This is a genomic window from Fuerstiella marisgermanici (genome assembly GCF_001983935.1).
GTDB classification, from domain to species: Bacteria; Planctomycetota; Planctomycetia; order Planctomycetales; family Planctomycetaceae; genus Fuerstiella; species Fuerstiella marisgermanici.
The window spans coordinates 8346588-8359314 of record NZ_CP017641.1; the positions used below are offsets into that span (position 1 = coordinate 8346588).

A 12727-nucleotide genomic window follows, 5' to 3' on the forward strand; every position below is an offset into this window, starting at 1 on the left:
CGAATTTTTCGAGTCGATAGCAAAGCAGGTGTCCACGCTGCTGGCATGATCCTGAAGTCCGGGGCAAAGCCAGTCGGGAAATTCCGTTTCCGGCGGTCTGAGCGTCAGACGCAAGCGTAGCGAATTTCGCCATGGTGGACATTCTGCCTTAGGAACAAGAACGTACGATCAGGTGGGAATGGAGACGCGCCGTCGTCTCAACAGCCCCGTTTTTCTGAATCACGCGGCGGTCATCCGCCGATAAGGCCCGGCATTCTGACGGCAACCGGCAACTTTGAAAAGCAAACACGCGATTTCCGTAAGAATCCCGAATATTCGAAGGTTCGTGCCCGAAAAGCCGGGCCATTGCGGCAACCTGCGCTGTCCGTAGAATGCGGTCGCTCGATCTTTCTGAGTCGAGCTGTCGCCGCTCGCAATTTGTGACGACCTTAATGCCACGATTAGCGGCGAAAGACACACTACCACGAGTAGAGTACCAGGTTCGGCAAAACACGCTCAAAACTACAACCGCTCGACTGAGAAAGGTCGAGCTACGAAACATTCTCATGACACGCATCGCCATTCTCGGAGCCACCGGTTATACGGCCCTTGAGCTTCTGAAGATTCTCGCTCGCCATCCGCACGTGGAAGTCACGGCCCTGACAACTCGGCAGGATACCAAACCCCACGTCAGCGAAATTCATCCGTCGCTGGCTGGCCAGTTTGACCTTGTTTGCGAAAATCTGTCGCCGGAAGAAGTCGGCAGCCGCGCCGACATCGTGTTCTGCGCGCTGCCGCACACCGCCAGCATGGAAGCGGTGCCTCAGCTTCTGGATGCAGGTTGCAAAGTTGTCGACCTAAGCGCCGATTATCGGCTGAGCGATCCCGGCGTTTACGAAAAGTGGTACGGTCACGTGCACACTGATCCGACGCGGTTAAGCAACACCGTCTACGGCCTGCCGGAAATTTATGGCGACCGCATTCCCGGAGCCAGTCTGGTCGCCAATCCCGGTTGCTACACCAGCACTTCGATTCTTGGGCTGGCACCGTTGCTCGCGGCCGGCCTGATTGAACCCACGGGCATCATTATCGATGGCAAAAGCGGAGTCAGCGGTGCCGGGCGAACGCCGAAGCTGGGCACGCTGTACGCCGAATGCAACGAAAGTGTTACCGCGTACGGCATTGGAACTCACCGCCACACGCCGGAAATCGAACAGGTGCTCGCCGATGTTGGTGGAGCCGCCGTGCAGGTCGCGTTCAACCCTCACCTGATACCCATGGACCGAGGCATCCTGTGTTCAATGTACCCAAAGCTGAAAGAACCGAAGTCGGTGGAAGAGCTTCTTGATGTGATGCGAAAATTCTACGCGAACCAACCTTTCGTTCGTGTGGTCGATAATATTCCTGCAACAAAGCATGTGGCTCACACGAACTTCTGTGACATTTCTGTACGCCTGAATCAGGGTCAGCTGGTCGTGTTTTCCGCGACAGACAATCTTATTAAAGGTGCCAGCGGAGTCGCCGTGCAAAATATGAATCTTCTGCTGGGCCTCGATCAAAGAATGGGGATGCTGCCGTGCTAGAGTCAAAACAAACCGCGACGCTGCCGTCTGGCTTCCAAACTTCCGGCACCACCTGTGGCATCAAAGCCAGTGGTAAGCCGGATCTGGCGCTGTTCGTTTCTGACACGCCCGCTGTTTCCGCCGGCGTCTTCACCACCAACCGAGTCGTCGGTGCGCCGGTGACGATCTGCAAAGAACGGGTGCCCGCGAGCAGCATCCGCGCGGTGATTATCAACTCAGGAAACGCGAACGCGTGTACCGGGAATCAGGGACTTGACGACGCGCGAGCCATGACGGCGCGGGTGGCGGAAGCACTTGGCTGCAATGCAGAAGACATCCTCGTGTGTTCCACTGGCATCATCGGTGTGAATCTGCCGATGGACGTAATCACTGCCGGCATCCCAAAGGCCGTCGACGCACTGGCGCCGTCTGACGACGCCTTCAAAGCCGCTGCCACCGCGATGATGACGACCGACACCTTTGCCAAGCAATTCACTGCCAGTGTCGGCATGTCATCCGGGGCTGTGAAGATCGCTGGGGTAGCGAAGGGTGCCGCGATGATTGCTCCTAACATGGCCACAATGCTGTCCGTCATCATGACTGACGCTGCGTTAACCGCTGAGCAATGTGACGATCTGCTGAAGCACTGTGTGGAGCGGACGTTTAATAGTATCAGCGTCGATGGTCACATGAGCACCAGCGATACTGTGCTGCTGTTGGCCAACGGAGCCGCCGATGCCGCTCCGGCAGATGACAACGACTTCCAAACTCTACGCGACGGTCTGCAGCAGGTTTGCGAAGAACTGGCCACGTCTATTATTCGAGACGCGGAAGGAGCCGACCACTTTATCACCATTGATGTCGAAGGTTTTGAAACTCGAGACGCCGCCTTCAAAGTCGCCAAAGAGATTGCCGAAAGCGCACTGGTCAAGACGGCCATCACCGGCAACGATCCCAACTGGGGGCGAATCACGTCTGCGGCCGGCTACGCGGGAATCGACTTCGATACCGTTCACCTTTCGTTGACGATCAACAACACTGTCGTCTTCAAAGACGGGGCTCCAGCAAACTTCGACGAAGCCGAACTATCCGCGCAAATGAAAAGTGAACGAGACGTCTATCTGCGTTTAGTGTTGTCCGGCGGTCCGGCGTCCGGCAAAGAAAGCGTCTGCTTTTGGACCAGCGACCTGACTCAGGAATACGTCCGGCTGAATTCGGACTACACAACGTAGACCGGGCTGCCCCGGCAGGCGACGCACGTGGTGAGTCGAACATTCATGAATGCTGACTTCCACATCGCTTGCGTTGTTCGCTGAACCTGCGATGTGGCACTACCTGCGATTCGCCACTATCGGCGGCCTGAAAATTCACGCCGCCGATGCTGGCCAAACGCCGGGCAGAGTCGCTATGCTCCAAAGCACACTTGTTTTTTGCGCTACGGAGCACTCGTTTCATGTCACCATACGTCGCGGAATTTGTTGGAACCATGATTCTGGTGCTGCTGGGCAACGGAGTCTGCGCCAACGTCAATTTGAAGAAGACGCTGGGCCACGACAGCGGCTGGATTGTCATCGCCACCGGCTGGGGATTGGCCGTGGCCTTCGCCGTCTACATGACCAGTCACATCAGCGGTGCTCATCTGAACCCCGCTGTTACGATCGGCCTGGCAGCGATTGGCGAGTTCGAAATGCCGCAGGTCGCTGGGTACATTGTCGCCCAAATGCTGGGTGGCATTGCCGGGGCCGTTCTGGTTTGGCTCACGTATCTGGCTCACTGGAAAGAAACGACCGATGCCAGCGCGATTCGAGGCAGCTTCTGCAACTCTCCAGCGATCCCCGATACGCTGGCGAACCTGATTACCGAAATCATCGGGACGTTTGTTTTGGTGCTGGGGGTCCTCGCGATCCTCCGACCGGAAAATTTGATGCCCGACACCGGCTTTCTCGAAGGATTTGCCCCGGCACTCGTGGGGCTGATGGTCTGGTCGATCGGCCTGTCACTTGGCGGACCCACCGGCTACGCGATCAATCCCGCTCGCGATTTGGGACCACGCATCGCTCATTTCTTTTTGCCCATCGCCAACAAAGGCGATTCCGGTTGGGGCTATTCGTGGATTCCGGTCGTGGGGCCGATCATCGGAGGAATCATCGCCGCATTTTTCTATCAGGCTCTGTGGCCCGCAGCGGTGTAGCCATCAACATTACACATCGCCTCTGTCCTGCGTTTGCGGTTTTCGCCACCGCGTAAAGCATTCGATGAGAAGAGGCGACGTCGACTGAAACTCCAGGACGATTGGAAAGAAGCATGAAATACATTCTTGCACTCGATCAGGGAACCACCAGCTCCCGAGCCATTCTGTTCGATAAGCGAGGTTCTGCCGTTGCGACGGCTCAGAAAGAGTTCCCGCAACACTTCCCGCAGCCCGGTTGGGTCGAACACGATCCCAACGATATTTGGAAGTCTCAGCTGGCCGTTGCCAAAAGCGTCCTGCGGAAGGCAAAGATTACCGCCAGCGACGTCGCCGGAATTGGCATCACCAATCAGCGTGAAACAGCCGTCGTCTGGGATCGGAAAACGGGCAAAGCCATCTGCAACGCCATTGTCTGGCAGGACCGCCGTACAGCGGGCATCTGCGACGAGCTGCGGTCTCCGGCCGTCGAAGCCAACATTCAGGAACGGACCGGCCTGATTCTGGATGCGTATTTTTCCGCCACCAAAGTGAAGTGGATTCTGGACAACGTCAAAGGAGCACGCAAGAAGGCCGAAGCCGGTGACCTGGCGTTCGGCACTGTCGATTCGTGGCTCATCTGGAACCTCACCGGCGGCAAGACTCACGTCACCGATCCCACCAATGCCTGTCGTACGATGTTGTACAACATTCACGAAGGCCAATGGGACACGGAAATGCTGAAGATGCTGGACATCCCCGCCAGCATGCTGCCTGAAGTCAAATCGTCCAGCGAGGTCTACACCGAAACCACGCTGCTCGGTGGCAGCCTTCCGATCGCGGGCATCGCAGGCGACCAGCAAGCGGCACTCTTCGGCCAATGCTGTACCAAGCCTGGCATGGTGAAAAACACGTACGGTACAGGCTGCTTCATGTTAATGAACACCGGCACGAAGCCCGTCACGTCAAACAATAAACTGCTCACCACAATCGCCTGGAAAATCGGTGACCGCACTGAGTATGCACTGGAAGGCAGTATCTTCATCGCTGGAGCCGTCGTGCAATGGCTGCGAGATGGCCTGGGCCTGTTTAAGACGTCGGCTGAAGTTGAAAAGCTGGCGGCCGAAGTCCCGGACACCGGCGGCGTCTATCTCGTGCCCGCCTTCGCCGGTTTGGGAGCACCTCACTGGGACGCTTACGCTCGCGGAACGATGGTCGGCCTCACCCGGGGAACTACGAAATCGCATATTGCTCGAGCGGCCCTCGAAGGCATCGCCTTTCAGGTCGCTGACGTGCTGACCGCCATGGAAGCTGATTCCGGACTGAAGCTGAAACAATTGCGAGTCGACGGCGGAGCATCGTTAAACGGACTGCTTATGCAGTTTCAGTCGGACTTGCTGCGAGTTCCCGTGATCCGTCCGGTCATTGCGGAAACAACGGCACTGGGAGCCGCCTATCTGGCTGGCCTGGCTATCGGCTATTGGAAAAACAAAAAGGAAATCGAAACCAACTGGCAGGAAGCCGCTCGCTTTAAAGCCACTATGAAGAAGCCACAGCGCGACAAGCTGATGCATGGCTGGCAGCGAGCTCTGGACCGATCCACTGGCTGGGAGGAATCATGAGGCCACTGCCTCCGTATAGCCGAGCGACCGTCTGGAATCGCTTCCGTTGGCTGCTCACAAAAGCGAACTCAGCGTTGACGAGATTTCTGCGAGGTAGAGTCTGCGCATGAAGGTTCTGCTGGCAGAAGACAGTCTGATGGAACGCCGACGGCTCTCGGTGCAGCTCGCAAGATGGGGCTACGAGGTCTGCGAAACAGAAGATGGTCAGGATGCGTGGCAGCATTTTCAGAAGACTCATTTTCCGCTTGTCGTCACCGATTGGATCATGCCGGAAGTCGATGGGCTCGAGCTGATCCGCCGAATCCGCGCGTCGGCCGACAGCCGATACGTCTACATCATTTTGTTGACCGGGCGTTCCGACAATGAAAATCTGGTCGAAGGCATGGAAGCCGGGGCTGACGACTTTCTCATCAAGCCGTGTCATCCCAAAGAGCTGAAAGTTCGACTAAGAGCCGGCGCGCGAATCATCGAACTCGAACAAAGACTGATTGGTCAAAACCGTCAGTTACGAGAAACTCAGGCCGCGCTGGTGCAAAGCGAAAAGCTGGCGGGTGTTGGGCAACTTGCGGCCGGGATGGCTCACGAAATTAACAATCCCGTCGCCTTCGTATCCAACAACATTGCGGTGCTGCAACGTGATGTTCAGCAACTTCTAAAGCTGGTGGACGAATATCACTGCTGCGTGCCGATTGCAGAACAGCACGACCCGGAACTGGCCGACCGCATCCGAGCTCTCGAAGACGAATGCGACCTGCCGTGGTTGAAGGACAATCTGCCTCGATTGTTTGAATCGTCGAGCGACGGGTTGAGTCGTGTTCGCGGCATCGTCAGTAACCTGCGTGATTTTGCTCATTTGGATGAGGCCGACGTCGATACCATGGACGTCGTCGCGGCACTCGAATTGACGCTCGACGTCCTTGCGGCAGACCTGGCTGCCAAAGAACTGGTCATCGAACGCAATTACGATGGGCAACCGATGTGCCATTGCTGGCCCGCCAAGATCAAGCAGGTGCTGCACGGGATTCTGCTTAACGCCATCCAGGCCAGCGAACACGGAGGCACAATTGCTGTGTCGGCGCGTGAGAACGCCAACGACATCAGTGTCACCGTGTCTGACACGGGCAGTGGCATGGATGAAACGACTCAGCAAAGATTGTTTGAGCCGTTCTATACAACTCAACCCGTCGGTTCTGGCCAGGGTATGGGGCTGGCCGTATGTTATGGGATCGTGCAGCAGCACGGCGGATCGATTGAATTTGATTCCGCCGTTGGAGTCGGTACAACTCTGACAGTCACGCTGCCGAAATCTCAGAAGGCCTTCTAAATGAGATTCTCAGTCCAACCAAACAACTCTCCCCTAAACTGCGCGGTGCGATAGCCCGCGGAAGACAGAGCAGGCTATGTCCACGGACACGAAACCTCCCATTCTGATTGTCGATGATGAACCCGATGTGCTGTTCTCGCTGAAGGGCCTTCTTCGACACGACTTTCAGCTTCATACAGCAGAATCCGGCGAAGAAGCGCTCAAGATACTGCAACAGCATTCGATCCACGTCATCATGACGGACCAGCGAATGCCCGGCATGACGGGCACAGAACTAATGCAGCACGCTCGCGCAGAGTTCCCGGAAGCCGTCCGGATCGTGTTTACAGGTTACGCCGACATCAAGGCTGTGGTTGAGGCGATTAATTCCGGCGGCCTGTACAAGTACATTACGAAACCCTGGGATCCTGACGAACTCATCGCAACGCTGCACCGAGCTGCCAAGCGGTACCGCCAACATGCGACCAAGCTGAAGTTTGCGGACGACCTGCGGACGTTCGTCAACGATGTGGCTGGCCTTGCCGAAGCGAAAGGGATTTCCGATTCCGCCGAATTCACCGCCCTGCTCGACCGAGGCCGACAGCTTGAGGCTCACGCGAATGCACTTAGCGACAGCCCTTTGGCCGACGGGGCCGCCAATGAATGATCGCTGGTTCGGCCACGCTATGGGAAACAGAACTCCATGAGTGCTCCCTGGCTGACGAAAATTGCTGAAAGTCTGGCAACTTTTTCGACGGCAGTTATAGTGAGGGCCGGACCTTCTCCACACGAACCATCGCCGCAATTTTAACCCACCGGACCGATGCGCAATGAACGTCAAGGAGCCCGTGTTGCTCATCGTTCTGATCGAAACTGCACGAATGAGATGGCTGGCGGGCGGCATCGACATGCAGCATAACGCCATCCCGCTGCTGGCATCGCAGGACGACGATCTCGCTCCGTATCGGACGCTGGAATTTGAGGAACAGGCTTCGTTCCTGCGGCATCGCTTCTGCGGCGCTCTGCAGCGAGGATGTGATCGGCTTTGGGGCCGAAAGCAGAAAGCCTGTCAGTTCGTGCTTGTCACGGATACGCACTTTCCTGACGCCCCGGCCGAACTCACCGATCGAGTGGCCGAGCACATGGTGCAGTGGATGGCCAACCCGCCGCTCGTCTTCTTTTCGGCCGATGACCGATCCTTCCAGTCACGTCCCCTGACCCCAACAGCGCTGGCTGGATCGCTTCCCGACGACTACACCGAAGTCTGGCAAGCCGGCCTGCCCTCACTCCTCGATGCCGCCACCAACGACGACGATTGGGAAACTGTCCCGCTGCCGAAGCCGCGGTCGAACTGAATTCGGTCAACCTGACAACGCATTCATCAACTGCCGCAATTCGTCATCGATATCGTCTTTTGAATCGACCGTGTTCGCGATCTCTGTCCGCAGAATTTCTCGGTACCGAAGTTTCAATCGGCGAGCGGCCTGTTTGATCGCATCTTCCGTCATGCCCAAAGTGTCGCAAAGTTCCGCATACGGCAGTCGCGCGGCGTTCTGATTTACGTGAGCTTCCAGGGCATCAAACAGCTTAAGATGGTTGCGATCGGCGTATTCGCTGCGAAGCTGGTTCACCGTATTCTGCAACAGCGTGAGCGCCCAGCGACGTTCGAACAGCTGCTCCGGCGTCACCGATTCGGAGGCTTCCGCATTGTATTGTTTTTCCCCAGCGTCGAAATCCAGAGAAAATATTTCCACCGCACCTCCCCGTTTTGTGGCCGTCTGTTTGCGATAATCGGCTTTCAGATAGTTGCTGACTGACTTCAACAAAAACGAACGAAAACGTCCGCGATCCCGATCCGCCGTCTGAACGAAATCTGAATTCAAAAGGTGCAGGAAGAACGCCTGAGTCGCATCTTCGGCATCCGTCCGCGGTATGCCCTGCCGACGAACGAACGCATAGACCGGCGGCCAATACGTCTGGCACAAATCTTCCATCGCAATGCGCGCGGTCGCAGTGGAAGGGTGAGCTGCAGCATTCACGATACTCCAACGAGTCGTCGCGAAGCGTCGTGGGCGGGATGAGGTCATGTGATGGTGAGACTCCGGCTGTATCTGAGCTTTACCGTCGTAACTGCCCGTCAATGCACAGGATAAGTCAAACTTCCAAAAATTTTGTCACCTCCATGCGGCAACCGCTTAGGACACGATAGCATCAATCTTTCCTGCGGACAGCGCCATGACAGAATCCTCAAAAATCTGCCCACAATGCAACTCAGAACTTCCGGCTGACAGTGCGGCCGCTCTGTGCCCCAAGTGCCTGCTGCAGATGGGTTTCGAAACCGCTCCCGATGAGCCGGACAGTTCGCCGTCTTATCAGCCCACATTTATCGCTCCGACTGCCGAAGAACTGGAGCCAGAGTTTCCCCAACTGGAGATTCTTGAGCAAATTGGCCACGGTGGCATGGGAGTCGTTTATAAGGCGCGGCAGATCGAACTCGACCGCATTGTGGCGCTCAAGATCCTTCGCCCGAATATCAGTAATGACGCCAAATTTGCCGAACGCTTTCAACGAGAAGCCCGCGCACTGGCGAAGCTGAATCATCCAAACATCGTCACGGTCTATGACTTCGGTCGCAAAGATGCTCTGTTCTATTTCATCATGGAATACGTGGACGGCACCAATCTGCGACACCTGGAACGAGTCGGTCAGTTGGATCCTCGGCAAGCACTAACCATCGTGCCTCAGGTTTGCGCGGCATTGCAGTACGCTCACGACAACGGAGTCGTCCATCGCGACATCAAGCCAGAGAATATCTTGATTTCCATGGACGGCGACCTGCGAATCGCTGACTTCGGTCTGGCCAAACTTGCGGGCAAGACAGACGACGCTCCGCTGACCGGCACATGGCAGGTGATGGGCACGCCGCACTACATGGCCCCTGAGCAGTTCGAAAAGCCAAATACCGTCGATCATCGAGCCGACATCTATTCGTTGGGTGTCGTGATTTACGAACTGCTCACGGGTGAGTTGCCGCTCGGTCGGTTTCCGCTGCCGTCAGAAAAAGTACGTGTTGACGTGCGACTGGATGAAGTCGTGCTGCGTTCGTTAGACAAGGAGCCGAATCGGCGCTACCAGCGGGTCACCGACGTGGCGACTGCCGTAGAGAATGCGTCGTCGCCATCTCCCGCCGGTTTCCACCGAACAGAACAGGTCAAACAGTGGGCTTTCCGGGCAGCTGCAACTGCTGCGACGGCGGTCGGCTCTTCGGCCCGCTCACTTCGTGAAAAAACCAGCGGCTGGGAAGGTCGGCTACGGTCGGCTGTCGATTGGATTGGAGCTCGCCACGCTGGAATCGGCAAGGCGTTAATGACAACCGGGTTGGTCGAGTTCGTTGGTTCGCTGCTTTCACTCTTGGGCAGCCCGTGGCGCGACGAATTACTGTTCTTCGCAGTCTCCGGCGCTATCTTCGGGACTCTGGCGTTCTGGTTCGGCCGCCAGCTTCGACGCAAGTTACCATCGAAGTTTCTGCGACGAGCAGCCGTGCTTAGCCTACTGCCATTGTCGGGGTGCGGCGCGGTTGTTGGCGTAATTCGCATTTTGTTGACGGCCCTCGGACTCATCGCAGCGTACTGCGCCAAGCCCGCCGAAGAAGCTGCCGGTCCACCCGCGCCCGATATCGTCGACCATCTGGTGAAAGCGCTTCGAAGTGCTCGGAAAGCCATCACACCTCGCATCATTCGACTGACGTTGCTGGGCGTTTGCGGTTGGTGCCTTGTCTGCGGAATTGTTTTCTCAGCGGCATACGGGCTGTGGTTTCACGAGAACATTTGGTCGTACTACGTGGCCAACGACGACACTGGGCAGGATGTCAAGCCGCTGTCCGGCACCTACGACAGCCTGTCGATTCGGTCGTCCGGACACGGTCCAACACGGGGAATTAATCGCTCAACGATTCGACCGGAACGTCAAACGCTCACGCTAACCGGCATCAATAGTTCACCTCTACGACGCGCAACCCTGGAGATCAATTTGCCGGATGATTCGGTTACGCTGCGCGACCGAATGTCAGGACGCGACGAGACCATGCCACTAAGCAAAGAGGCCATTCGCCAATGGATGTCTGTCTTTGCTGAGGATGTCGAATCGCTGGAATCGCAAAAACAAATTGACAACCTGTGGGCAGTAGTCACTGTCATGTATGCCTCAAGAGGCTTAACGGCGTACATCGGCGCAAAACACGAACGATGGTATCCACCGGTGGAGCGGCAATTGACGAATCTACTGGAAGATCGTCAGGTTATGGCAGGACGCCTAATTCCTGTCGGTCGGCTGTTGGATCCAGAGCTGTTTGCGACTCAATCGGAGAACAGCGATCTGACGTACTTTAAAGTGCAGCCGAATCATGAGCTCATCGCGATCGGAATATTCGCAGCCTTCGCCGTGTGGCTGATTGGGATGATTCGTGTGGCGCGGATTCTGTACATTCATCTGTGGTGGCCTGCCTGCACGTCCGACGCTGCCACAGCCATCGATTCCTCAGCGGCCGCAAAGCGTTGGTTGCGTTGCAGCACGGCGATGATCATAACGAGTCTGATCGGGGGCATGCTCACGATATTACTCATTGCAGCCGCCGACGACCTCAAGATTTCACAACCCGAAGTTTTCGCACGCCTCGGATTTCACCTGCCGCCTTACACCGCCGTCTGGGTTATCCTGGCGGTCAAAATCGTCTGCGTTACGATTTGCGCATTCGCACTTCTGGCCCGGCCCATGCTTTTCATTGTCGGCAGGTGGCTGGGGGCCGTGGCGGCGACTCTGTCACTGGTAGCACTGCCAGTAAATCTGATCACCTTCCCCACCGGCCTGGCTGCGTTGATCTTGCTCAGCGACGCCCGAGTGCGGACTGCGTTTGGCATCCTGAATCGTACGTACGAACGCACGGATGCGGCGGAGTAGGCTGGGGCATGGAGCGACGCGCCGCAGGGTGGCCCGACCGCCGTTCATGGCGGTTGGGTGCCGCAGGCACAAGATGGATCATCGTGAGCGTCGACTACAGATCGGTTGCGAACTGGTCATCATGTTCCAATCCCGGCGGCCAGCGAATCGGCAAGCCAACAGTAGCCGTAGGTCAGGCTGTGCCTGACGCCCTGCTGCGAGTCAGGCACAGCCTGACCTACGGCAACTACGCGACCCGACCGAACAAGTCGGTCGGGCCACCCAGTGGGCTCCGGTCGTATTTGGCTTAACGCCGGCGCTATAGCCACCACAACGTCACGCGCCCACCACGCCAATCGCCTGTCGGTGCGTACCGACCGCCGGCGCTATAGCCACCACAACGTCATCCGCCCACCACGCCAACCGCCCGCCGAGGCGTCTCGGCTAGACGGCGGGGATTGTGGCGTTAAGGACGGTGCCCCATGGGCCTTTTTCGCCTTTGGTGTTCACCCAACGCAGCATGTAGTTGGCCGTCTTGCCGCCGCCGTCGGCTTCGAAGGTGACCTTCTGGGGCGATCGAGTTGACATGGCGATAAACCGGTATGCTTTGGTGTCTGTGGGCGGCGTGTCTGCGACGGCAACATACACTTCGCAGCCCTGAACGCCAGCCGGTTTGCCTCGTCGAGTGGGCGTGCTGGAATCAGAAAACGAAACCGTGTGTTCCAGTCGATCAGTGGCAATCACGGACGCCACTGGAAACGACTTTGGCACGGGCACCGGAGTGCGGCTCGTCTTGTGGACGGGGATACCGGCGTCTTCCCGAGCGGCGTTGGTGACTTCATCGTTGGCCTGAATCACGCGAGTGGCACTGCGCATGGCATCGGCCAGAGCCTTCCGGGATTCTTCTTTCTGCACGGTTGCCGCGCGAGCCGCATCTTTGGCAGCGACCGCTTTGGCAGAATCGTTGTCGTACTGGCTGAGGAGTTCGTCCAGCAATTGAACGCGAGATTCGTTCACACCATAGCGAGCTGGATGGCCGGTTAGTTGTCCTACGAAGTTGCGTGCGTAGGCGGCAAACTTTCCTTCGGAGGAAGGGATTGAGGCAGTCTTGGTGGTCACAGGTTTTGTCCTTGTAACGAGGAGAAGAAACAATCGGACT

General features: G+C 57.1%; 10 protein-coding genes. 8 read left to right on the forward strand and 2 right to left on the reverse strand.

All coding sequences use genetic code 11. The features are described 5' to 3' along the window. Positions 1 to 545: 545 nt before the first annotated feature. From argC to Fuma_RS31580, 7 genes are all read left to right on the forward strand, one after another. Positions 546 to 1562 (forward strand): N-acetyl-gamma-glutamyl-phosphate reductase, encoded by a 1017-nt coding sequence (argC, locus tag Fuma_RS31550; RefSeq protein WP_077027615.1) that lies wholly within the window; start codon positions 546 to 548, stop codon positions 1560 to 1562. Next, entirely contained in the window at positions 1556 to 2773 is a 1218-nt protein-coding gene (argJ, locus tag Fuma_RS31555; RefSeq protein WP_077027616.1) for a bifunctional glutamate N-acetyltransferase/amino-acid acetyltransferase ArgJ, read from the forward strand. The genes argC and argJ overlap by 7 nt, the downstream gene beginning before the upstream one ends. Positions 2774 to 2919: 146 nt before the next feature. Further along, positions 2920 to 3732 carry an MIP/aquaporin family protein gene (locus Fuma_RS31560; protein WP_099091841.1) on the forward strand — a complete coding sequence of 271 codons (813 nt, stop codon included), beginning with the start codon at positions 2920 to 2922 and terminating at the stop codon, positions 3730 to 3732. Between the two features lie 113 nt (positions 3733 to 3845). Next, positions 3846 to 5330: a glycerol kinase GlpK gene (gene glpK, locus Fuma_RS31565; protein WP_077027617.1), complete on the forward strand. Its 1485-nt coding sequence runs from the start codon at positions 3846 to 3848 to the stop codon at positions 5328 to 5330. Positions 5331 to 5436: 106 nt separating this feature from the next. Further along, positions 5437 to 6654 (forward strand): sensor histidine kinase, encoded by a 1218-nt coding sequence (locus Fuma_RS31570; protein WP_077027618.1) that lies wholly within the window; start codon positions 5437 to 5439, stop codon positions 6652 to 6654. 76 nt (positions 6655 to 6730) lie between these two features. Continuing rightward, on the forward strand, positions 6731 to 7300 hold the full coding sequence (locus Fuma_RS31575; protein WP_077027619.1) for a response regulator: 570 nt from the start codon (positions 6731 to 6733) through the stop codon (positions 7298 to 7300). A 163-nt stretch (positions 7301 to 7463) separates the two neighbouring features. Next, positions 7464 to 7988, forward strand: a complete 525-nt coding sequence (locus tag Fuma_RS31580; protein WP_077027620.1) for a hypothetical protein — start codon at positions 7464 to 7466, stop codon at positions 7986 to 7988. A gap of 6 nt (positions 7989 to 7994) precedes the next feature. On the opposite strand, the gene Fuma_RS31585 is transcribed toward Fuma_RS31580, so the two are convergent. Then, on the reverse strand, positions 7995 to 8720 hold the full coding sequence (locus Fuma_RS31585) for an RNA polymerase sigma factor (RefSeq protein ID WP_077028681.1): 726 nt from the start codon (positions 8718 to 8720) through the stop codon (positions 7995 to 7997). Positions 8721 to 8868: 148 nt separating this feature from the next. On the opposite strand from Fuma_RS31585, the gene Fuma_RS34700 reads away from it, so the two are divergent. Then, positions 8869 to 11589: a serine/threonine-protein kinase gene (locus tag Fuma_RS34700; protein ID WP_077027621.1), complete on the forward strand. Its 2721-nt coding sequence runs from the start codon at positions 8869 to 8871 to the stop codon at positions 11587 to 11589. Between the two features lie 423 nt (positions 11590 to 12012). Here Fuma_RS34700 and Fuma_RS31595 read toward each other — a convergent pair whose 3' ends face one another. Beyond that, on the reverse strand, positions 12013 to 12687 hold the full coding sequence (locus tag Fuma_RS31595; RefSeq protein ID WP_077027622.1) for a hypothetical protein: 675 nt from the start codon (positions 12685 to 12687) through the stop codon (positions 12013 to 12015). Positions 12688 to 12727: the final 40 nt, after the last annotated feature.